The sequence below is a fragment of the Nocardia sp. NPDC052001 genome, from assembly GCF_040680615.1.
Taxonomy (GTDB): domain Bacteria; phylum Actinomycetota; class Actinomycetes; order Mycobacteriales; family Mycobacteriaceae; genus Nocardia.
Window position 1 is genome coordinate 737,616 of the sequence record NZ_JBFAXC010000001.1, and the last position, 21,933, is coordinate 759,548.

Sequence of the window (21,933 nt, forward strand, 5' to 3'; positions counted from 1 at the left end):
GGGCATGACCAACAGGATCCGGGTGGCGGTGGTGTTCGGCGGGCGCAGCAACGAGCATGGCGTCTCGTGTGTGTCGGCCCGTACGGTCTTGGGCAGCCTCGATCCCGAACGGTACGAGGCGGTTCCGATCGGCATCACCCGGGACGGCACCTGGGTGCTCAATGCCGCGGACTCGCACGCGCTCACCGCGGACGCGAGCCGGGAACTGCCGTCGGTGGATTCGATCGGCACCGAGTTGACCCTGGCCGCTGATCCCAGTCGCGCGGGCGGACTTGTTCCACTCGACAGCGCGGACGCGGCGATCGGCAGCGTGGATGTGGTTTTCCCGGTGCTGCACGGCCCATTCGGTGAGGACGGCACCCTGCAGGGGCTGCTGGAACTCGCCGGGGTGCCGTATGTCGGGCCGGGTGTACTGGCCAGCGCCGCCGGGATGGACAAGGAGTTCACCAAGAAACTTCTTGCGGCGGAAGGTCTTCCGGTCGGCGTTCAGGTGGTGCTGCGGCCGGGTGTCGCGACTCTCGCCGAGGCCGATCGTGATCGGCTGGGGCTGCCGGTGTTCGTCAAGCCCGCGCGCGGCGGATCCTCGATCGGCATCACCAAGGTCGATGGCTGGGATGAGCTCGACGCCGCTATCGCCGTTGCGCGCCAGCATGATCCGAAGGTGATCATCGAGGCCGGCATCATCGGCCGCGAAGTCGAGTGTGGCGTACTGGAATTCCCGGACGGCCGGGTGGAAGCCAGTGTGGTGGCGGAGATTCGGATGCCGGAGGAAACCCCCGAGGGCCCCGAGTTCTACGACTTCGACACCAAATACCTCGACGACGTCTGCGAATTCGACGTCCCCGCCAAGCTGGACGACGATGTGTCGCAACAGATTCGGGAACTCGCGGTGCGGGCGTTCCAGGCCCTGGACTGCCAGGGACTCGCGCGCGTCGACTTCTTCGTCACCGCGGACGGCCCGGTCATCAACGAGATCAACACCATGCCCGGTTTCACCGCCATCTCCATGTACCCGCGCATGTGGGAGGCCACCGGCATCGACCGCGGCGAGCTGGTCACCACGCTCGTGGAAACCGCGCTGGCCCGGGGCACCGGCCTGCGCTGACTCCCCCAACCGGTGGAGCTGCCATCAGACCTGAGGTCGATGGCAGCCGCCGGGTGCTGAGTACCCTGGATGGCGTGCTCATGGCGATGACCATCCCCGGCCTGGCGATTCTGATAATCGTGGTCGCCTTCGCGGAGGTCGGCTACCGGAAGGTGACGGGCCGCACCGGGCTCCCGTGGATGCGCGGCAGCGAGGATGAGAATCGCAGCGCGGCCGCCATCGGGTTCGAGCAATTCGGCTCGGTCTTCGAATCCGGTAAGAAGCACGAATTCGAACAGCGGCAGTCGGTGCTGATGCACCGCGAGAATCCGGGCGATGGCACCGACGGTATGAAGATCGATCTCACCACCGGGAAAGCCCGGCTGCCCAAGCTCTGATTCAGTTCGGCAGCGGTCCCGGATCCAGCGCCTGCTGCGGCATCGCCTTGCTGACGGCGTCCGAAATCTCCTGCAGCGGAGTCGGTCCCGCATTGTCGGGCATGGTCAGCGCGATGTACGTACCGCGATCCACCGCCCAGTAGGTGCCCGAGGCCGCACCGCTGGTCTGATCGCGCACATCGAACCAGTTGACGCCGTTCACGACCTGCAACGGTGAGGCGCGATTGAATTCCAGCGGCCGATCCAGCCCGCAGCGCAGCACGATGGCGTCCCCGCCGTCCGACAGCTGCCACGCCTTCGCACCCACCGGCGCGGGCTGCACCAGTTCGGAAGTGGTGTAGTCGCCGAGCTTCTCGGGCAGTGCGGGCAGCAGTGCCGAACACAGCGGCCCAGCCGCGGCGGGGGCCTGCACCGCACCCAGCACCAGCGGCTCGCGCGCGGGATGCCGATTGGCGAGCACACCCATCACCAGCACGCCCGCCACGAGTGCGATCGGCAGTGCGACGGCGGTGGCGATCAGCGCGGGTGAGCGGCGTTCGGCCGGTTCGTCATCGGATTCGCCGGTGTCCGTGGACTTCTCCGCGCCCGCGGCGGCCGCATCGGCCGCCTGTGCGCCACTGCCCGCCGAGTTCGCAGGCTCGGTGGTCGTGCTGGACTTCGACTCCTCGGCGGCCGCCCGCGTATCGGCGGCAGCGCTGTCACTCGCGTCTGCGGCGGGCTTGGCGATATCTACCGTGCCGGGTTCGGTGGCGTCGCTGCCGTGGGTGTCGGTGCTCATCCGGTTGTCGGTCCCCGATCGTGCCGGGCCGGGCACAGCGCGTCCCGGCTGGTGGTCGTCGATTGCGTGTCCGAGGGTACCGTTTCCAGGTCGAGCGTCCGCAGCCCACTCATTGCCGAGGAGACCGTCATCACCGCCAGCAGCAGTCAGCGTCGTGGCTCCCGTATGAAGTTTCCGGGGTACGGCAGTGCTGCGGTGACGGTGCGGGAGGTGGGGGAGTTCGGGGTGATCGCCCGGATCAACGCGGGGCGCAAGCAGGGGCCGGGGGTGCTGCTCGGGCCGGGGGATGATGCGGCGGTAGTCGCGGCACCCGATGAGCGGTTCGTGGTGACAACGGACATGCTGGTGCAAGACCGGCATTTCCGGCTGGACTGGTCCAGTGGGCATGACATCGGGCGCAAGGCGATCGCGCAGAACGCGGCCGACGTCGTGGCGATGGGAGCCACGCCGAGTGCGTTCGTCGTCTCGTTCGGTTGCCCGCCCGAGACCCCGATCGATTTCGTCACCGATCTCGCCGATGGCATGTGGGCCGAGGCCGAGCGCGCGGGTGCGTCCATCGCGGGCGGCGATGTGGTGAGCGCACCGCTGCTGGTGATCTCGGTGACCGCGTTCGGTGATCCGGCCGGACGCGAGCCGATCCTGAAATCCGGTGCGCGGCCGGGCGATATCGTCGCCGTGGCCGGACTGCTGGGTTGGTCCGGCGCGGGTTTCGCGCTGCTGCACGGCGGCGTCGAGCCGGAGCATTTCCGCTGCGTCGACACCTCACGTTTCGCGGATGTCATTGCCGTGCACAAGGTTCCGCAGCCGCCGTACGAGAAGGTGCTGACGCTGCCGGATACGGTGCGGATCACCGCCCTCACCGATGTCTCGGACGGCCTGCTCGCCGATGTGGGTCATATCGCCGAATCCTCCGGTGTGGCTGTCGATCTCGACTCCGTCGCACTGCGCGATCCGGTGCTGGAGGTGATCGCCGACGCGGTCGGCGCGAACGCCCTCGACTGGATTCTGACCGGCGGCGAGGATCATGCCTTCGCCGCGACTTTCACTGATGCCGTTGATCTTCCCGCAGGTTGGGTGCGTATCGGCCGCGTCACCGAGGGCTCCGGTGTGACCGTGGACGGTATCGCCCGAAACGGACTTACCGGTTGGGAATCCTTCGCATAGGTGGGCGGTCTTCCCTCGCGAAACTCGCCACGATAAGTTCTCCCGACATGGGCAACAAACCGCTGTCGGAGGTCGTCGATTCAGGATGGGCCGAGGCCCTGGAACCGGTGGCCGATCGCATTGCCGAGATGGGCGAATTCCTCCGTACCGAAAACGCCGCAGGCCGTGGCTATCTCCCCAAGGGGGAGAATGTGCTGCGCGCCTTCCAGCGACCGTTCGACAAGGTCCGGGTTCTCATCGTCGGCCAGGATCCGTACCCCACTCCCGGCCATGCCATGGGGCTGAGTTTCTCGGTGGAACCGGATGTGAAACCGGTGCCGCGCAGCCTCGCCAATATCTTCTCCGAGCTCACCAAGGATCTCGAACTGCCGATGCCGTCGAACGGTGATCTGTCGCCGTGGTCGGATCAGGGTGTGCTCATGTTGAACCGAGTTCTCACCGTGCAGCCGGGCCAGGCGGCCTCGCATCGCGGTAAAGGCTGGGAAGCGGTGACCGAGCAGGCAATTCGCGCGCTCGTGGCCCGTGATCAGCCGCTCGTCGCCATTCTGTGGGGTAAGGACGCCTCCACTCTGAAGCCGATGCTGGGGTCCACGCCCTACATCGAATCCGCCCATCCCTCACCGTTGTCCGCCTCGCGCGGATTCTTCGGATCGCGCCCGTTCTCCCGAACCAATGAATTGCTGGGTACATTGGGTGCCGCGCCGGTGGACTGGCGTCTGCCCTAGAGCGCGAATCCGTTGATCCGATTCAGGAGCATGTGAATGCAGAACAAGACTGCCCGTGGTGTTTTCGTGGTGCTGGCGGCGGGAGCGGCCCTCGCCGCCGCTCCCGCGGCGGCCAATGCCGCGCCGTTGACGCTGGAGCCCTTCACCGACGCGCCGGTGGCTACGACGACCGAAGGTGGCACCCAGGTGGCGAGCTTGTTCGACACCAATAGCGCCACCACCATGAGCTCGCAGGTGACCTCGCGGATCGCCTGCCTGCCGATGACGATCAGCCAGAACCTGGATTGCTTCACCGGCGATCGCTGATCGAGCCCGACGCCCTCAGCGCCCCGCGCGGCGCACCATTCGAATTTCGATGGAGGGCGTGAAGGCTTCGACTCGGCGTTCACCGTCGGGCTCGAAGCCGAATTTGCGGTAGAAGGCCCGGGCACGCGGATTCTCCTCGAACACCCAGAGTGAGGTATCGGCGTCCTGGGCCAGCACCGTTTCCATGAGGGTGTGCGCTACTCCGGTGCCGTACCAGGCTTTCCGGACATACATGGCGCTGATTTCGCGTTCCGCGACGGGTGATTCATCGCGAGCCGGTCCGGCACTGGCGAATCCGATCACAGTGCCGTCGACGACGGCGACCACATTGCGACCGGGATAGTTCACCCGGATCTTCTCCCACGCCGCCGCGCGCCTATCGATATCGAACGCGTCGAGCACATGCGCGGGCACCAATCCCTGATACGCCTCGCGCCAGCACGCGATATGGCATTCGGCCATGCTGCGCACATGTTCGGCCTCGAGCGGAAGCACCTGCCACTCACTCATTTTCGACCCCTGCGGTCCCAAAGTGCCCGGAGCACAGCAAAAGCCCCGGATCACCCATTGTGGGTGCCGGGGCTCTTACAGAAAAGCGGTAATCAGCCGCGGGCGACCTTGCCGGCCTTCAGGCAGGAGGTGCACACGTTCATGCGGCGGGTGTTGCCGGGGGCAACCTGGGCGCGCACGGTCTGAATGTTCGGATTCCAACGACGGTTGGTGCGCCGGTGCGAATGCGAAACCGACTTACCGAAGCCGGGGCCCTTGGCGCAGACGTCGCAGACGGCAGCCATAGTCGCGAGCTCCTTCATGTCATGTTGGGACGCGCTGCTCGAATAAACAGCGTGTCCGGAAACGTAATGTCTGGGGACGTGCCTGCCAGCGAATCGCTAGCGAACGCGTTTCTGATGCCTGAGAAGGATCAGTGCCCGCGTCGGGCAACCGTGCAAGAGTAACCGCCGCCCGCATGTCGTGTCCAATTGCCCCCCACTTCGCTGGGAGAGCCTTGCGAACGAACGGCAGGTGACGGCGCGGTGTCCACACTCCGGACTAGGCTGGCAGCCGGGGGAACAGCGACTTTGATGTGCGGTGAAAGGACGGTGCCGGTGCCCGGGGTAGGGGACGTGCTCGACGGTGAGGCGCTGCTGCGCTGGGGACAGGCCTGCCTGTCCGGGCTCGAACGGCACCGCGATGAGATCAACGCCCTCAATGTGTTCCCGGTCGCGGATTCCGATACCGGGACCAACCTGCTGGCCACCATGCGCGCCGCGATCCATGCCGCCGAAGAGGCGGCTCACCGGGTCACGAACCGCCGGATCGTCGAGTCCACCGGTCTCGCGGTGACCTCGGAGAGCGGGCGCGCGGAATCGGAAGGCACCACGTCGCCGGGTGCGCGGGCCGCGAGTGGTCACGCGGCCGCCGGATCGCCGGAGGCTGCGGCCGGTGGGGTGCCCGCGCGAATTGTGGCCTCGGCCATGGCGCGGGCGGCGACGATCGGGGCACGGGGGAATTCGGGGATCATCCTTTCGCAGGTGCTGCGGGGGGTGGCCGATGCGGTGCGTGATGAAGACCTCACCGAGGCGACGCTGCGACTGGCCCTGCGCCGGGCCGCGCGACTGGTGCGCGGGGCGCTGAGTTCGCCGGTGGAGGGGACCATGCTCACCGTGCTGGATCGGGCGGCCGATCACGCGGCGGAGTGTACGGAACAGACCCTGCGCGCGGTGGCGCTGGCCGCGGCCGACGGGGCGGCCAAGGCGCTGGGCGAGACGACATCGCAATTGGGTGTGCTGCGCCGCGCCGGGGTGGTGGACGCCGGAGCGCGCGGGCTGCTCGTGCTGCTCGATGAATTGGTGGTCGCCACCGGTGGGCAGGCTCCGGACCGTCCCGAGTATCTGCGGCAGGCCGAACGCGCGGTGTCCGCCGGGCCGGGTGGCGGGGGAGTTATGCCCGGATCGGGGGCGGGGTCGCTCGATGACAGTGACGCGCATGCGAATGACGGTGCCGGGCATGCGAATGACGGTGCGGGGCATGCGAATGACAGTGTCGCGCACGCACTTGTCGGTGGGGCACCGCACTATGAGGTCATGTTCCTACTGACCGGGGCCGATGAGGCGGGTGTGGCCGAGTTGCGCGAAAAGCTTGGGGGGCTGGGGGATTCGGTGGTTGTGGTGGGGGATGGGGCGGGAACCTGGTCGGCGCATGTGCACTGTGCCGATGCCGGGGCGGCGGTCGAGGCGGGGATCGCGGCCGGGGAGCTGAGCGGAATTCGGATCGAGACGCTGGCGGCAGCGGGGCCGGTACCGCTGGGTACGGGGGAGCGCGGCATTCTGGCGGTGGCCACCGGGGATGGGGTGGTGCGGCTGTTCGAGGACGCCGGGGCGCAGGTGCTCCAGGGGCGGGTGACGGCGGAGTCGCTGCTGGCCGGGATCCGGCGGCTGCCGCATCGCGAGGTGCTGGTGCTGCCGAACGGGGCCCTGCCCGCGCACGAGTTGATGGCGGTGAGTGTGGCCGCGCGCGACGGCAATCGGGATGTGCTCATGCTGCCGAGCGGGTCCATGGTGCAGGGGCTGGCGGCGCTGTCCATGCACGACGCCGGGCGGGCCGCGGCCGACGATGTCTTCGCCATGTCCGAGGCGGCCGCCGGAACCCGTTGGGGCGCTTTGCGAATCGCGCCGGAACGCGCGCTGACCATAGTCGGCATGTGCGATGCGGGCGACGGTCTCGGGCTGGTCGGGCACGATGTGGTGGTGATCGATCCCGATCCGCGCGCGGCCGGGCGTACGCTGCTGGATCGAATGCTGGGTCTGGGTGGCGAATTGGTCACCATGCTCATCGGCGCGGATGCGCCGCAGGGACTTTCGCAGGAGTTGGCCGAGCACATCGGCGCCGCGTTCCCGGGTGTCGAGGTGGTGACGTATCCCGGCGGGCAGGCCGGTGATCTGGTGCAGATCGGGGTGGAATAGGTGGCGACACTGGGTGATCGGCTCGACCATGTGCTCGGGGTGAAAGCCGCCGAACCGCTGGCCGAGGCCTTCGATATGCATACCGTCGAGGACCTGCTGCGCCACTATCCGCTGCGCTATGCCACCCAGGGCCAGCCCCTCACCGAGGAGGCGCCCGAGGAGGGCCAGCACATCACCGTCATGGGCCGGGTCACCAAAACCGATCTGCGCCCCATGAAGAATCGGCGCGGCAGCCTGCTCAAGGTGAGCCTGGACACCGGCGGCTCGAAACCCATCGAGGTCACCTTCTTCAATGGCGACAAGGTGCGCCATCTGGTGAAGGAGGGTGTGCGCGCCATGATGTCCGGCACCGTGCACTGGTGGCGGCCGGACCGCTGGAATCTCTCGCATCCGGATTACCTGATCCTGCCCGATAAGGAGGGCGGTTCCATCGAGAACCTCACCTCGGTGCGCGGCGGCGGTGCGCTGCGCGGTCTGGCGGCGACCGCGAAAGGCGCGGGCGGCGTGGACGTCTCGTTCTTCGAACGCGAGTTCATCCCGGTCTATCCGGCCACGGCCAAGGTGCAGAGCTGGGATCTGCTGCGCTGTGTGCGCCAGGTGCTCGATCAGCTCGACCCCATCGAGGATCCGCTCCCGGTGGAGCTGCTCGAGGAGCATTCGCTGCTGCCGGTCTCGGACGCGCTGCGCCTGATCCACCTACCCGACAGCAAGACCGATATCGATCAGGCCAGGGGCCGACTGCGTTTCGACGAAGCCCTGGCTCTGCAACTGGTGCTCGCCGAGCGACGGCATCAGGCCGAGGGCCGCACCGCCAAACCGAGCCTGCCCCGCACCGACGGTATCGCCGCCGCGTTCGACAAACGCCTGCCCTTCGAACTGACCGAGGGGCAGCGCACGGTGATCGACGAGATCTCCGCCGATCTGTCCCGCACCCACCCCATGCACCGTTTGCTCCAGGGCGAGGTCGGCTCCGGTAAGACGATCGTCGCATTGCACGCCATGCTCCAGGTGGTCGACAACGGCCAGCAGTGCGCCCTGCTCGCGCCGACGGAAGTGCTTGCCTCCCAGCACTATCGCTCGCTCAAGGCGATGCTCGGCGATCTCGCCACCGCCGGTGAACTCGGTGCGGCCGATATCGCCACCAAGGTCGTATTGGTGACCGGTTCCATGTCGGTCGGTCAGAAGCGCGCCGCGCTGCTGGACGCCGTCACCGGTGAGGCGGGCATTCTCATCGGCACGCATGCCCTCATTCAGGATTCGGTCGAGTTCTTCGATCTCGGCATGGTGATCGTCGACGAACAGCACCGCTTCGGCGTGGAACAGCGAGATGCCTTGCGCGCCAAGGCGAAGAACGGCATCAGTCCGCATCTGCTGGTCATGACCGCGACCCCGATCCCGCGCACCATCGCCATGACGACCCTGGGCGATCTGGAAACCTCCACCCTGACCCAGCTGCCGCGCGGCCGGTCGCCGATCACCTCGAAAGTGGTGCCCGCCAAGGTGAAACCGTCCTGGGTGGATCGCGCCTGGGAACGCATTCACGAAGAGGTGGGGGCGGGTCGCCAAGCCTATGTGGTGTGCTCCCGCATCGGCGATGAAGAGGAGAACGGAAAGACCAAGGGCCGCAAGAAGTCCGAAGAGGAGAAGGAAGGCCCCACCACGCATTCGGCGGTGGACATCTTCGAGATGCTGAGCACCGGGCCGCTGAAGGACCTGCGCGTCGGGCTGCTGCACGGCCGCCTGCACTCGGATGAGAAGGACCGGGTCATGCGCGCCTTCAACGACGCCGAGATCGATGTGCTGGTCTGCACCACGGTTGTCGAAGTGGGCGTTGACGTTCCGAACGCCACCGTCATGGCCATTCTGGACGCCGACCGCTTCGGGGTGAGCCAGCTGCACCAGCTCCGTGGCCGCGTGGGCCGAGGTAAACACCCCGGATTGTGCCTGCTCATCACCGAATCCGGTCCGGTCGGCACCGCCATGGCGCGCCTGGAGGCGGTCGCCGGAACCACCGACGGTTTCGAACTCGCGGTGCTGGACCTGCGCCAGCGCCGCGAGGGCGATGTGCTGGGTTCGGCGCAATCCGGCACCGCCCGCAGCCTGCGCCTGCTGTCGCTGCTCGACGATCTCGAGGTGATCACCGCGGCGCAGCAATTGGCCAGGGAGGTAACCGAATCCGATCCGGGGCTGAAGAAACATCCGGGCCTGGCCAGCATGATGCACGCCGCCGTCGACGGCGAGCGCCTGGAGTACCTGGCCAAATCCTGACCGCCGTGCGGGTAATGGCGTTCGCCGACGCCATTACACGCACCTCCTCAGCGGGGCAGGCGGGGATAGGGCAGATCGCTGCTGGTGTGTTCGGTGATGGCCAGGGGGCGGCCGATTTGCGGGAACGCGCGCTGGGCGCAGTTGGGGCGCTCGCAGACCTTGCAGCCCGCGCCGATGGGTATCGCCGCGGCCGGATCGTCCAATTGCAGCCCGCGGGAATAGGACAGGCGATCGGCGTATTCGATATCGCAGCCCAGCCCGATGGCGAATTCCTTTCCGGCGGTGCCGAATCCGGTCGGGGTGGGGGTGGTGGTGCGAGCGATCCAGAGGTAGCGGCGGCCGTCCGGCATGGCCGCCACCTGGGTGAGCATGCGGCCCGGATGGGCGAAGGCCTCGTGCACGACCCACAGCGGGCAGCTGCCGCCGACTCTGGAGAAGTGGAAGGCGGTGGCGGACTGGCGTTTCGAGATATTGCCCGCGCGATCGGTGCGTATGAGGAAGAAGGGGACCCCGCGCTGGCCCTGGCGTTGCAGGGTGGACAGGCGATGACAGACGGTTTCGAAGCCGACTTCGAAACGCAGGCTGAGCAGGTCGATGTCGTAGCGTAGTTCTTCGGCCGAGCGCAGGAATTTGCTGTACGGCAATACGAGTGCGCCCGCGAAATAGTTGGCCAGGCCGATGCGGGCCAGGGTTCTCGATTCCCCACTGAGCGAGGGGGTTTCGTCCAGCACCTCGTCGAGTAGGTTGCCGTGCAACAGGAATGCCAGCGTCGAGGCGATCTGGAAGGCGCGCTGTCCGGGGCGCAACCGCCGCGCCAGGGTCAGGGTGCGGGTTTCCGGTTCATAGTGGCGCTTGGGCACATTCGGGTCCGCGCCGTCGCCGCGCACCAGCACGGTGACGCCCGCGCGCTCCTCGGCGACCCGTGCGAGCTGGCGGTCCAGCGAGCCCACCGTCAGCCCGCAGTCCTCGAACAGCCGCTCGGCGGCCAGATCCAATTGCGCGATGTGATTGTGGTGGTCGTAGAAGAAATCTCGCACGTCCTCGTAGGGCATGGGCACGCCCGGGGCCCCGGTGGGGGTGGCCACCTTCGAGGACAGCAGATCGAGTTGATCGGTGGCCGCGCGTAGTCGGCGGTGCATGGCCACAACGATTTTCGCGACTTCCGGCATTCGGGTGGCCAGATCTTCCACCTCGGCGACCGGCGCCGCATTACCGCCCGCGGCCTCGACCAGTATCTCGTGTAGGTCCGAGACCAGCCGGGCATCGGAGTCCGCGGCGAAGAACTGCACATCGAGATCGAACGTGGAGTTCAGTTTGAGCAGTACCGGAATGGTGAGTGGCCGCTGATCCCGCTCGAGCTGGTTGAGGTAGCTGGGCGAGAGATCCAGGGATTTGGCCAGGGCCGCCTGGGTCATTCGCCGTTCCTCGCGCAACCGCCGTAGTCGAGCACCCGCATACATCTTGCGCACAGTGCAGGATGCTACCGATCGCGCTTCGCAAACATCGCAATTTGAAGGGACTTGCCGCTATTTCTTATTACTGCGTGGCGTTTCGCCATCGCGATGCGGCTGCGTAGCGTGCGAATTCGGCGGTCTGAATTCTCATACGCAAGGCACTCATCGTACGCGGGAGCGCCCCCGGCCGTTGCCGAACCGGGGTGGCAATCGGACAGCGGATCGGTCCGGTCACGCCAGTATGAGGTGAACCTGAAGTTCGCCGACGAGGAATCCGAGGACCGCTCCGATGGCGACCAGCTTCCACTCGTCCTGTTTGAAGGCCGGGCGCAGCAGGCCCTCGTACTCGTCATCGGTGAGCTGTTTCGTCTTCTCGATGACCAGACTGCGCACGTCCAGGGCCTCGATGGCATGCCGGTCGAAGCCGGAATGCGCGGCGGCGCGGACGTGCTCGAGCACGAAGGTGACGGCATCGCGTTCGATGGCGGTATAGCTGTCCCGCGCGACCAGCAGCATGAGCGGTTTCGCCGGACCGGTCTGTACGTTCAGGAATTCGCTGACGTGATGATTGAGCAGTGACGCCAACCGGTCGGCACGCTCACCGTTCAGCACGGCCTCCAGAATCCGTGCGGGGGTGAGGATTTCGGTGGCGATCAAATCGCCGTAATCGGCGCACACCTGCTCGCGGCGCTTATGGAACAGGCCCTGCCAGCGCAACGGTCCGATGCCGATCGGCTTGACCGGCCGGAAGATCATCTGCAGCGCAAGCCAATCCGTCACCAGACCGGTGAAACCGCCGAAAGCGGGCATGAGCCAGGAGGAATGGGTGAACGCCCAGGTGATCATCTGCACGAAACCCAGCACCGTGCCGAAGATCAGCCCGGACCGCACGATGAAGCGCAGCTCATGCGCGCCCACCCGGCGCACCATCTCCACCAGCAGCCGTTTATCGTCCACCAGCGCGCTGATCGCCATACCGCGCAGATCCATCACCTGATCGATATTGGTGCGCAGATCGAACACGATGTCCTCGATCAGGCGCGGCAGATCCCGTTGCGCGCGTTCGATGATCGCGCGCCGCGCGGCATCGGGCATATTCACCCACAGCCGCGGCTGATGTTTCAGCATCATCTCGCGGACCATGTAGTCCACGCCCGCGTCCAGCGGTTCGCGCAAACGCGTTGTCAGTTCGGCGATATCGATGCGGGCGATGATGTCCTGCGGATCGATGAGCTTGCCGAACATCAGGTCGACGGCGATGGTTGCCATGCGTGGTGCCGAGCGGGGGATCACCCCCTGCCAGCCGAACCACGGTGGGATGCCGCGGAATTCGAGCGGGTACATCAGCATCCGCACGGCGACGATCTTGGTCACCCAGCCGATGAGGGCCGCCACCACCGGAATCGAGCAGTACAGCAGCCAGTGCTCGGTGAAATCCGCGATCACGACGCGAGCTGCCGCGCGATACGTATTGCCATGACCGCTCCCTGGTGCGATTATTCGAATCCTGTGATTCGGCTATTCGTATCGAGAGGCTAGGAGACGCGCGTGCCCGCTGGCAAGACGAGGACGGCCGACAGCTCCCCGCCCACCCAGCGCGTCATCTCCATCGTGGAATTGCTGGCCGCCCAGCGCACCCCGCTCACCTCGGCCGAAATCGCCGACAATCTCGAGCTGAACCGCTCCACCGCCGGGGCCATCCTGGCCGCGCTCACCGAACGCGGCTGGGTGCGCCGCCTGCCCGATCTGACCTACCGCGTCGGGCCCGCGCTGGCCGCGCTCGGTGTCCGCGCCGCCGATTCGCGCGGCGATCGCGCCTGGCTCAATACCGAATTGGAGCGACTGGCCGAACAGGTCGACTGCGGTGCGGCCCTGACCGCCATCGACGGCGAATACCTGGAATTCCTGGCGGTCACCCGGGACCGGCTCACCGTCGGCATGAAATCCGGGGTCCGCATTCCGCTGCGCGCGCCGGCGGGGGCGGGCATGATCGCGCACTGCGGTCCCGGCCGCCAACAGGATTGGCTCGACACCCGCGGTCCCGAACGCCGCGATGAATACCGCGAAGTCCTGAATACGCTGCGCGCCAACGGTTTCTGCGCCTGGCGGCTGGAACCCGACAGCCTGCCCACCGCCCGCGTGCTGTCGGAGGTCGCCGATCACCTCTCCGAACATCCCGCGAACAAGGATCTGCGCGGCCGCGTGCTGGCGCAGCTGGCCACCATCGTCGGCCCCGCCTACGATCTGGCCGCCCTCGACGAGGACGTTCCACTGCCGCTCAGCTACATCAGCGCCCCCGTCTTCGACGGCAGCGGTCACGCCGTGATGGAACTCCAGATCGGCCCGCTCCGCACCGATGTCACCCGCGACGAACGCCGCCGCTACCTCACCGAATTGGCCGCCGCCGCCCGCCGCATCGGCGACGGCGTCGAAAGGAAGAACAATGTCCGACCCTGATGCCCTGGTCCGTGCGATGTGCGCGGCCTGGGCGAAACCCGATCCGGATCACATCGCCTCGTTCTTCACCGAGGACGCCGTCTACCACAACATTCCCATGGAGCCGGTGGTCGGCCGCGTGGCCATCCGCGATTTCATCGCCGGTTTCGCCGCCGCCCTGGACGGCATCGACTTCACCATCCACCGCCAGCTCGTCACCGGCAATCTGGTCATGAACGAACGCACCGACACCCTGCGGACCGCGGCCGCCGCCACCGATCTCCCGGTGATGGGCACCTTCGAAATCACCGACGGCAAAATCTCCGCCTGGCGCGACTACTTCGACCTGGCCCCCATCACCCGAGCCTTCGGCGGCTGAGGCTCAACTCTCGCCGTCCAGCACGAGCGCCTGCGCCGCAATGACATTCGTCCCGTTGAAGGTCACCGAGGGCGAGCCGTGCAGGCGATAGCCCTGATCGAGCAGCGCGCTGACGCGCTCGCAGAAGGTCGCGTCGTCCGGGCCGGTGAGGAGGCGATAGCGCAGGCGCTGCGGGCTGTTCATGGTGCGAGCCTAGAGGGGCGGGTGTTTTCGGTACTGGCCTTAGCAAGTCGGCGAATCCCGGTGTGCGGTTCCGGCTAACCTCACCGGAGGCTATGTGTCCAGGTGATGAACACAAATTCGCAACCGACCGGTATGTGACTGTGAAGATTGCTGCGAAGGTGACTTCGATGCCCGTTCGATACGCGAGGGCAGGTACCTTGGTCGAATGTTCTCCAAAGTCCTGGTCGCCAACCGCGGCGAGATCGCCATTCGCGCGTTCCGCGCGGCCTACGAACTCGGCACCGGCACCGTCGCGGTGTTCCCGTACGAGGATCGCAATTCGGTCCATCGGTTGAAGGCCGACGAGGCGTACCAGATCGGCGAGCCGGGCCATCCGGTCCGGGCGTACCTCTCGATCGCCGAGATCATCAAGGCCGCCAAGACTTCCGGCGCGGACGCCATCTACCCGGGTTACGGTTTTCTTTCCGAGAATCCGGACCTGGCCGCGGCCTGCGCCGCCGAGGGCATCACCTTCATCGGGCCGTCGGCACATGTGCTGGAGCTGACGGGTAACAAGGCGCGCGCCATCGCCGCCGCCAAGGCCGCCGGGCTGCCGGTGCTGGCCTCGAGTGAGCCGTCCTCGGACGTGGACGCGCTGCTGGCCGCCGCCGAGACCATGGAGTTCCCGGTGTTCGTCAAGGCCGTCGCCGGTGGTGGCGGGCGCGGTATGCGCCGGGTCGCGGATAAGGCGCAGCTGCGCGAGGCCATCGAGGCCGCCGCGCGTGAGGCCGAGTCCGCGTTCGGTGACGCCACCGTCTTCCTGGAGCAGGCGGTGATCAATCCTCGTCATATCGAGGTGCAGATCCTGGCCGATCAGCACGGCAATGTGATCCACCTGTACGAGCGGGACTGTTCGTTGCAGCGGCGGCATCAGAAGGTCATCGAGATGGCGCCCGCGCCGAACCTGGATCCCGCACTGCGCGAACGGATTTGCGCCGACGCGGTGGCCTTCGCCAAGGAGATCGGCTACTCCTGCGCGGGCACGGTCGAGTTCCTGCTCGACGAGCGGGGCAATCATGTGTTCATCGAGATGAATCCGCGTATCCAGGTCGAACACACGGTGACCGAGGAGATCACCGATGTGGATCTGGTGCAGTCGCAGATGCGGATCGCCTCGGGTGAATCGCTGGAAGATCTTGGGCTGAGCCAGGATTCGATCGTTATTCGCGGTGCGGCGCTGCAGTGCCGGATCACCACCGAGGACCCGGCCAACGGGTTCCGGCCCGATACCGGCCGTATCACCGGTTACCGCTCCCCGGGCGGCGCGGGCGTCCGCCTGGACGGCGGCACCAATGTCGGTGCCGAGGTCGGCGCGTACTTCGACTCCATGCTCGTCAAGCTCACCTGCCGCGGCCGCGACTTCCAGACCGCCATGGCGCGCGCTCGCCGCGCGGTCGCCGAATTCCGCATTCGTGGCGTGACGACCAATATCCCGTTCCTGATGGCGGTGCTGGACGATCCGGATTTCCGCGCCGGGCGCGTCACCACCTCGTTCATCGATGAACGGCCGCAACTGCTCACACTCAAGAGCTCCGCGGATCGCGGCACCAAGATCCTGAACTATCTGGCCGATGTCACGGTCAACAAGCCGCACGGCACCCGGCCCACCAAGCTGTACCCGCACGACAAACTGCCCGCGCTCGATATGACCGTGCCCCCGCCGCCCGGATCGCGGCAGCGCCTGCTGCAACTGGGTCCCGAGGGCTTCGCCAAGGCGCTGCGGCAGCAGCAGGGCGTGGCGGTCACCGATACCACCTTCCGTGACGCGCATCAGTCGCTGCTGGCGACCCGCGTGCGCACCAACGGTCTGCTCGATGTCGCCGGGCATGTGGCGCGCATGACTCCGGAACTGCTGTCCATCGAATGCTGGGGCGGCGCAACCTATGACGTGGCCTTGCGGTTCTTGTACGAGGATCCGTGGGAGCGGCTCGCGGCGCTGCGCGAGGCGGTGCCGAATATCAATTTGCAGATGCTGCTGCGCGGGCGCAATACCGTCGGCTACACCCCGTACCCCGAAAAGGTCACGCGCGCGTTCGTTTCCGAGGCCACCGCGACCGGCATCGACATCTTCCGCATCTTCGACGCGCTCAACAATGTCGACCAGATGCGGCCCGCCATCGACGCGGTCTGCGAAACCGGCACCGCGGTAGCGGAAGTCGCGCTCAGCTACACCGGGGATCTGTCGAACCCCAACGAAGACCTCTACACCCTGGACTACTACCTCAAGCTCGCCGAGCAGATCGTCGAGGCCGGGGCGCACATCATCGGCATCAAGGATATGGCCGGACTGCTGCGCGCACCCGCCGCCGCGACCCTGGTGACCGCGCTGCGCCGCGAATTCGACCTGCCGGTGCATGTGCACACCCATGACACCCCCGGCGGGCAGCTGGCCACCTATCTGGCCGCCTGGCAGGCCGGTGCGGACGCGGTCGATGGTGCGAGTGCGCCCATGGCGGGCACCACATCTCAGCCCGCGCTCTCGGCAATCGTTGCCGCGGCGGCGAATTCGCCGCACGACACCGGACTCAACCTGCAGAACGTGTGCGATCTCGAGCCGTACTGGGAAGCGCTCCGAAAGGTCTACGGACCCTTCGAATCCGGGCTGCCCGGCCCGACCGGGCGCGTCTACCACCACGAGATCCCGGGTGGTCAGCTCTCGAACCTGCGGCAGCAGGCCATCGCATTGGGCTTGGGTGATCAGTTCGAAGAGGTCGAAGCCAAATACGCTGCGGCGGACCGGCTGCTGGGCCGCCTGGTCAAGGTCACCCCGTCCTCGAAGGTCGTCGGCGATCTCGCCCTCGCGCTGGTCGGCACCGGTGTCGACGTCGAGGACTTCGCGAACGACCCGGGGCGCTACGACATCCCCGATTCGGTAATCGGTTTCCTGCGAGGCGAACTCGGCACCCCGGCGGGCGGCTGGCCCGAACCGTTCCGCAGCCGCGCCCTCGCCGGTCGCGGTCCGGCCAAGCCGGAAACCCAGCTCACCGCCGATGACGAGGCCGCCCTGAACGGCACCTCCGACGAACGCCGCGCCACCCTCAACAACCTGCTCTTCCCCGGCCCCACCTCCGAATTCCTCGCGCATCGTGAGAAGTTCGGCGATACCACCAACCTGTCCGCGAACCAGTTCTTCTACGGCCTGCGCCACGACGAGGAACACCGCGTCCAGCTCGACAAGGGCGTCACCCTGCTCATCGGCCTGGAGGCGATCTCCGAACCCGATGAGCGCGGTATGCGCACGGTGATGTGCATCCTCAACGGCCAGTTGCGCCCCATCACGGTGCGCGACCGCTCCATCGCCAGCGAGGTCCCCACCGCCGAGAAGGCCGACAAGACCAACGCGGGCCACCTCGCCGCACCGTTCGCGGGTGTGGTGACCCTCGCTGTCTCCGAAGGCGATTCGGTATCGGCGGGCGACACCATCGGCACCATCGAGGCCATGAAGATGGAAGCCGCCATCACCGCCCCCCGCGGTGGCGTCATCAAGCGCGTGGCCATCAGCAAGGTCCAGCAGGTGGAAGGCGGCGACCTGCTCGTCGAACTCCGGCTCACCGAGGCCGCGGCCGAATGATCGCAACCCGATGACCCGCATCATCTCGGGCACCGCGGGCGGACGCCGGCTACGCGTCCCGCCCGCGGGCACCCGCCCGACCTCGGATCGCGTCCGCGAAGCCCTGTTCAACCTGCTCGAGGCCCGGATGGACTTCGACGATATGCGGGTCCTGGACCTGTACGCGGGCTCCGGGGCGCTGGGCCTGGAAGCGTTGTCGCGCGGGGCATCCCACGCGCTGCTGGTCGAATCCGACCGCAAGGCGGCCACGATCATTCGAGGCAATATCTCGGACCTCGGCCTGCCCGGCGCGGAACTCCGAATGACCACCGCCGCGGGCACGCTCGGCGGTCGCCCGGCCGCCCCCTACGACCTCGTCTTCTCCGATCCGCCCTACGCGGTCGAGGTATCCGAGGTCCTGGACGACCTGCGCGCCCTCATCGCCAACGGCTGGCTCCACGACGGAGCCCTGCTCGTCGTCGAACGCTCCACCCGTTCCCCCGAACTGATCTGGCCCGAGGGATACACGCCGCAGAAGTCCCGCGTATACGGCGAAACCCGCCTGGATCTGGCCGAATACCAGCCCTGAGCGACCATGCCGACCCAGCGCCGGCCGCTCGACAGGCAGCCCGGCCGGGCCGGTGCGCGCTGGGGTAGCGTTCGGCCATGGCTGGAGCATTGTGCCCGGGATCGTTCGATCCCGTGACCAAGGGACATGTCGATGTGTTCGCCCGCGCGGCTGAGCAGTTCGACGAGGTGATCATCACGGTGGTGGTGAATCCCAACAAGCAGGGGATGTTCACCGTCGAAGAGCGGATGGAACTCATTCGCGAGGTGACGGCGGATCTGCCCAATGTGCGCGTCGAATCCTGGCGCGGGCTGCTCGTGGATTTCGCACGCGAACAAGGGGTTACCGCGATCGTCAAGGGACTGCGGGATGCCAACGATTACGCGTACGAGCTCCAGATGGCGCAGATGAATCGCAAGCTCACCGGGGTGGACACCTACTTCATCGCCGCCAATCCGGAGTACACCTTCGTATCCAGCTCACTGGTCAAGGAAGTCGCCAAGCTCGGCGGTGACATCTCCGATCTGCTGCCCCCGATCGTGCACAAGGCACTGCTCGCCCGCATCGCGGAAAACCAGGGCTGATACGAGGCCGGTGTGGGTGCGCTCGCTCGATCGCACCCACACCGCCCCCCGTCTCCGCCTATAGGCGCAGGGCCGGGATCCGGCGCGGGGCCGGGGCCGGTGCCGGTTCCACGCGGCCGTCGGCGCGGCGCGGGCGGGACAGGGCGGTGCGCAGGCGGCGGGCCGGATCGTCGGTGTGCAGTTCGTTCCAGGTCCAGCGGATGACGTGGAAACCCAAGGCGCGCAGGTAGGTTTCGCGGATCTGTTCGCGGCGCAGGGCCTCGGGGACATTGCCCGCGGCGTGTAGCAGACGGCCGTAGCGCAGCGGTCCGTCGAATTCGCAGAGCGTGGCGAATTCCTCGTAGTAGAAGTCGACCCGGCCCACGAAACGACCGTCGGGGGTCAGCACATTGCCCTGGGTGGCGGGTGCGGGTAGACCCTGGCGGCGCAGCATCAGGCGACTCAGGGATTCACCCGCGCTCTGACTGCGGCCGTCCAGGGCCGCGACCACCCGTTTGGCCTGGGCGATGCCGTGCCGGCATCTCGCGAGCGAGAGTTCTTCGGCCAGTTCGGCTTCGGTGAGGCCGAACATCCCGGTCAGGCCGTCACCCGCCACCACGGCCGCCTCGAACGGCAGGGACAGCGCCAGATCGATCACCGTGCGCGCGGGCGGGGTGACCAGCATGCCGTCGATCTCCACTGCCGAATCCAGCGGGGAGCCATGCACTTTCGTATACGGCCGGGTGCGACCGCCGCCCCGGCGATTGCGGGTCACGCACACTCGATCCAGAGGGGTCCGCCACAGCGGAGCGCCGTACAGCACCGCGGCCGATTGATGGCTCACCACACTGCCTTCCGCCATCTCCGGCAGCACGGCCTCGATCAACAGCCGATGCCGATCCCGCCAATTCTGCGCGGATACCCCCGCCGCCATGGAGATGCCCCAGGGCGTCGAATCACTCGCGATCGATCTCCCGGGCACGGCGGTGTCCGTCCGCCCGGGCACCCCGCTCGCCGATGGTCCCCGGCGGATTGCGGCGTTCTCGCGTGCGGATATTTCGCCGGTGAACGGTCCCTCCCTGCCGGGTATCGCGTTATCCGGCGAACCGCAGCCCTCGAGCAGTCGCCTGGCCAATCCCTTTGGCGCGCAATGCCGTCGGCGTTCGGTATCGGCATCGGGCGCGGAGTCGCCGGGGCGCTTCATTCGCCCTCCCCGCGCGGGCGTCCGCGCCGCCAGCCATGTCTGACGCAGGATGCGTGCGCTCGTCCGGCGGGGCGCGGGGGAGTGGGGCGGCGGGTATCGCGCCGTCCGCCGAGGCATCCGTGCGATCTCTGCATGGGAGGAACCCCTTTCAATCGGTCGATGCTTGCTTTGACGCAGCCATCGCCGAGCGGGTTCCGCCGTACCCGGAAATAGCGAATCCCCGCACCCCCTGCCGAGTTTCGGCCGGGTGCGGGGATTCGCCGCGAGTGAGTGTCAGAAGACCCAGAGGCGCAGGGTCAGGAAGCGAATGGTGCCGACCGCGGCCGTGATCGCCAGTACCGCAGCGGCTTCGGCGATATTGCCGAGCCCGGGTGCGGTCGATTCCAGCAGCGCCAGTCCCGCCGAGGTGATCGCCAGACCCGCCAGCGCCAGTCCGCCGCCCTCGAGCTGCGCGGTGTACCAGCGCACCCGCCCGGCCGCGTGGAAGCTGAACCGCCGGTGCAGTTCATTGGCGAGCGCGGTGCTCACGATGGATCCGGCCAGATTGGCCAGCTGCGGGCCACCGCCGTAGAAGGCCAGGAACAGCAGCAGATAGCCGACATTGCTGAGTCCGCCGACGAGGGCGAACCGCAGCAGCTGGGCGATGGCGTGCTCACCGCGCAACCACGCGCCGACCTGTTCGGTCCAGCGCGCCCCCGCGGTGCGGACGGCCTCGGTGCCGGAGACCATGGCCTCGGCGCCATATGCGTAGGCGTCGACCAGCGCGGTGCCGGGCGCTGCGGCCCGCTGCGGCATGTCCAGAACAGCCATCGTCATATCCCTCGAACACGTCGGGACGTGCCCTGCGGAGTCATCCCTGTAGAGGCTCCGCCGTCCCGACACAACAATTTCTTGTTGCTTGAATGTAAACCAACTGGAGGGGTTTCCTCCACTTCTTTTCGTGTGGTGTGAAACAGGTCTCCGACACGCCGGGTTCGAACCTTGGTGACAGCGCTCGGAAGGGCAGACTTGTTCCCGCGGAGGTCTCGCCGTGTAGTCCAGGCAGGAGAGTGGGGTAGCAACATGTACCGCGTATTCGAAGCGCTCGACGAACTCGTGGCCATCATCGAGGAGGCGCGGGGCATTCCGCCGACGCGCAACTGCATCGTCCCGCGCGGTGAGGTCCTCGAACTGCTCGACGATGTGCGCGAGGCTCTGCCGGGTGAACTCGACGACGCCCAGGATGTGCTCGACCACCGCGACAAGATCGTGGTCGATGCCCGCAATGCCGCCGAGAGCACGGTCAGCGGCGCGAATCAGCAGGCGCACGACACCGTCACCGGTGCTCGGGACGAGGCCGATCGCATCCTGTCCGACGCCAAGGCGCACGCCGACCGCATGGTCGCCGAGGCCCGCGCGCACGCCGAACACCTGGTCAGCTCCGCCGAGGCCGAGGCCGAACGCGTCGTCGCCGAGGGCAACCAGGAATTCGACATGGTCACCGGCCGTGCCCGGGCCGAGGCCGATCGCATGACCGCCGCCGGTCAGGCCAGCTACGACCGCTCGGTCGCGGACGGTAAGGCCGAACAGGAACGCCTGGTCTCGGCCACCGAGGTGGTCCGGGCCGCGCATGTCGAATCCGCCCGGCTCATCGATACCGCCCAGGCCGATTCCGATCGCCTGCGCACCGAATGCGATGACTACGTCGACGGCAAGCTGGCCGACTTCGAGGAGACCCTGCACAGCACGCTGCGCATCATCGGCCGCGGCCGCAACCAGGTGCGTTCCGGTACGAGCGTGCAGGATTACGCCGCCGAGTTCCGCCGGTAGCCGGTTTGGGCGCAGCAGTACGTTTCGGTATTGTTGGGTGGTTGCCCATTCCATACCGAACG

At 67.1% G+C, this 21,933-nt stretch carries 21 protein-coding genes; 13 read left to right on the plus strand and 8 right to left on the minus strand.

Annotated features, from left to right (window positions below):
* Nucleotides 1-4 precede the first annotated feature (4 nt).
* Together AB0L82_RS03505 and AB0L82_RS03510 are read left to right on the plus strand one after the other, a co-directional pair.
* On the plus strand, nucleotides 5-1,105 hold the full coding sequence (locus AB0L82_RS03505) for a D-alanine--D-alanine ligase family protein (protein WP_364630392.1): 1,101 nt from the start codon (nucleotides 5-7) through the stop codon (nucleotides 1,103-1,105).
* 53 nt (nucleotides 1,106-1,158) lie between these two features.
* Complete coding sequence (locus AB0L82_RS03510; protein ID WP_364630395.1) at nucleotides 1,159-1,482, plus strand: DUF6191 domain-containing protein; 324 nt, start codon at nucleotides 1,159-1,161, stop codon at nucleotides 1,480-1,482.
* Between the two features lies 1 nt (nucleotide 1,483).
* On the opposite strand, the gene AB0L82_RS03515 is transcribed toward AB0L82_RS03510, so the two are convergent.
* The gene (locus tag AB0L82_RS03515) at nucleotides 1,484-2,260 is read right to left on the minus strand and encodes a DUF3515 domain-containing protein (RefSeq protein WP_364630398.1); all 777 of its coding nucleotides are present in this window, start codon (nucleotides 2,258-2,260) and stop codon (nucleotides 1,484-1,486) included.
* 165 nt (nucleotides 2,261-2,425) lie between these two features.
* Here AB0L82_RS03515 and AB0L82_RS03520 point away from each other — a divergent pair, with 165 nt between their 5' ends.
* The 3 genes from AB0L82_RS03520 to AB0L82_RS03530 are packed head-to-tail and all read left to right on the plus strand — an operon-like array spanning nucleotide 2,426 to nucleotide 4,455.
* The gene (locus AB0L82_RS03520; RefSeq protein ID WP_364630401.1) at nucleotides 2,426-3,424 is read left to right on the plus strand and encodes a thiamine-phosphate kinase; all 999 of its coding nucleotides are present in this window, start codon (nucleotides 2,426-2,428) and stop codon (nucleotides 3,422-3,424) included.
* Nucleotides 3,425-3,471: 47 nt separating this feature from the next.
* Nucleotides 3,472-4,149, plus strand: a complete 678-nt coding sequence (locus AB0L82_RS03525; RefSeq protein WP_364630404.1) for a uracil-DNA glycosylase — start codon at nucleotides 3,472-3,474, stop codon at nucleotides 4,147-4,149.
* A 36-nt stretch (nucleotides 4,150-4,185) separates the two neighbouring features.
* Nucleotides 4,186-4,455: a hypothetical protein gene (locus AB0L82_RS03530; RefSeq protein ID WP_364630407.1), complete on the plus strand. Its 270-nt coding sequence runs from the start codon at nucleotides 4,186-4,188 to the stop codon at nucleotides 4,453-4,455.
* 15 nt (nucleotides 4,456-4,470) lie between these two features.
* Here AB0L82_RS03530 and AB0L82_RS03535 read toward each other — a convergent pair whose 3' ends face one another.
* Complete coding sequence (locus AB0L82_RS03535) at nucleotides 4,471-4,965, minus strand: GNAT family N-acetyltransferase (protein ID WP_364630410.1); 495 nt, start codon at nucleotides 4,963-4,965, stop codon at nucleotides 4,471-4,473.
* 92 nt (nucleotides 4,966-5,057) lie between these two features.
* Nucleotides 5,058-5,249 carry a 50S ribosomal protein L28 gene (rpmB, locus tag AB0L82_RS03540; protein ID WP_039799620.1) on the minus strand — a complete coding sequence of 64 codons (192 nt, stop codon included), beginning with the start codon at nucleotides 5,247-5,249 and terminating at the stop codon, nucleotides 5,058-5,060.
* Between the two features lie 312 nt (nucleotides 5,250-5,561).
* Here rpmB and AB0L82_RS03545 point away from each other — a divergent pair, with 312 nt between their 5' ends.
* Nucleotides 5,562-7,418, plus strand: coding sequence for a DAK2 domain-containing protein (locus AB0L82_RS03545; protein WP_364630413.1), 1,857 nt, complete (start codon nucleotides 5,562-5,564; stop codon nucleotides 7,416-7,418).
* Nucleotides 7,419-9,686, plus strand: coding sequence for an ATP-dependent DNA helicase RecG (recG, locus tag AB0L82_RS03550; protein WP_364630416.1), 2,268 nt, complete (start codon nucleotides 7,419-7,421; stop codon nucleotides 9,684-9,686).
* Nucleotides 9,687-9,733: 47 nt separating this feature from the next.
* Here the strand turns inward: recG and AB0L82_RS03555 are convergent, their stop codons facing one another.
* Both AB0L82_RS03555 and AB0L82_RS03560 read right to left on the minus strand, forming a co-directional pair.
* Nucleotides 9,734-11,155, minus strand: a complete 1,422-nt coding sequence (locus AB0L82_RS03555) for a short-chain fatty acyl-CoA regulator family protein (protein ID WP_364630419.1) — start codon at nucleotides 11,153-11,155, stop codon at nucleotides 9,734-9,736.
* 216 nt (nucleotides 11,156-11,371) lie between these two features.
* Nucleotides 11,372-12,586, minus strand: a complete 1,215-nt coding sequence (locus tag AB0L82_RS03560; protein WP_364630422.1) for a DUF445 family protein — start codon at nucleotides 12,584-12,586, stop codon at nucleotides 11,372-11,374.
* Between the two features lie 102 nt (nucleotides 12,587-12,688).
* On the opposite strand from AB0L82_RS03560, the gene AB0L82_RS03565 reads away from it, so the two are divergent.
* Both AB0L82_RS03565 and AB0L82_RS03570 read left to right on the plus strand, forming a co-directional pair.
* Nucleotides 12,689-13,597 carry a helix-turn-helix domain-containing protein gene (locus AB0L82_RS03565; protein ID WP_364630425.1) on the plus strand — a complete coding sequence of 303 codons (909 nt, stop codon included), beginning with the start codon at nucleotides 12,689-12,691 and terminating at the stop codon, nucleotides 13,595-13,597.
* Nucleotides 13,584-13,955, plus strand: a complete 372-nt coding sequence (locus AB0L82_RS03570) for an SgcJ/EcaC family oxidoreductase (RefSeq protein WP_364630428.1) — start codon at nucleotides 13,584-13,586, stop codon at nucleotides 13,953-13,955. Before AB0L82_RS03565 ends, AB0L82_RS03570 begins: the two co-directional genes overlap by 14 nt.
* 3 nt (nucleotides 13,956-13,958) lie before the next feature.
* Here AB0L82_RS03570 and AB0L82_RS03575 read toward each other — a convergent pair whose 3' ends face one another.
* Nucleotides 13,959-14,138 (minus strand): DUF1737 domain-containing protein, encoded by a 180-nt coding sequence (locus tag AB0L82_RS03575; RefSeq protein WP_364630431.1) that lies wholly within the window; start codon nucleotides 14,136-14,138, stop codon nucleotides 13,959-13,961.
* Nucleotides 14,139-14,343: 205 nt separating this feature from the next.
* On the opposite strand from AB0L82_RS03575, the gene AB0L82_RS03580 reads away from it, so the two are divergent.
* The 3 genes from AB0L82_RS03580 to coaD all read left to right on the plus strand — a co-directional run bounded on the left by AB0L82_RS03580 (nucleotide 14,344) and on the right by coaD (nucleotide 18,879).
* Nucleotides 14,344-17,748: a pyruvate carboxylase gene (locus tag AB0L82_RS03580; protein ID WP_364630434.1), complete on the plus strand. Its 3,405-nt coding sequence runs from the start codon at nucleotides 14,344-14,346 to the stop codon at nucleotides 17,746-17,748.
* 10 nt (nucleotides 17,749-17,758) lie between these two features.
* Nucleotides 17,759-18,316, plus strand: a complete 558-nt coding sequence (gene rsmD, locus AB0L82_RS03585; protein ID WP_364630437.1) for a 16S rRNA (guanine(966)-N(2))-methyltransferase RsmD — start codon at nucleotides 17,759-17,761, stop codon at nucleotides 18,314-18,316.
* Between the two features lie 77 nt (nucleotides 18,317-18,393).
* Nucleotides 18,394-18,879: a pantetheine-phosphate adenylyltransferase gene (gene coaD / locus AB0L82_RS03590; protein WP_364630440.1), complete on the plus strand. Its 486-nt coding sequence runs from the start codon at nucleotides 18,394-18,396 to the stop codon at nucleotides 18,877-18,879.
* Nucleotides 18,880-18,937: 58 nt separating this feature from the next.
* On the opposite strand, the gene AB0L82_RS03595 is transcribed toward coaD, so the two are convergent.
* On the minus strand, nucleotides 18,938-20,062 hold the full coding sequence (locus AB0L82_RS03595) for a hypothetical protein (RefSeq protein WP_364630443.1): 1,125 nt from the start codon (nucleotides 20,060-20,062) through the stop codon (nucleotides 18,938-18,940).
* A gap of 273 nt (nucleotides 20,063-20,335) precedes the next feature.
* Nucleotides 20,336-20,872, minus strand: coding sequence for a GtrA family protein (locus AB0L82_RS03600; RefSeq protein WP_364630446.1), 537 nt, complete (start codon nucleotides 20,870-20,872; stop codon nucleotides 20,336-20,338).
* A gap of 252 nt (nucleotides 20,873-21,124) precedes the next feature.
* On the opposite strand from AB0L82_RS03600, the gene AB0L82_RS03605 reads away from it, so the two are divergent.
* Nucleotides 21,125-21,871, plus strand: coding sequence for a DivIVA domain-containing protein (locus tag AB0L82_RS03605; RefSeq protein WP_364630449.1), 747 nt, complete (start codon nucleotides 21,125-21,127; stop codon nucleotides 21,869-21,871).
* Nucleotides 21,872-21,933: the final 62 nt, after the last annotated feature.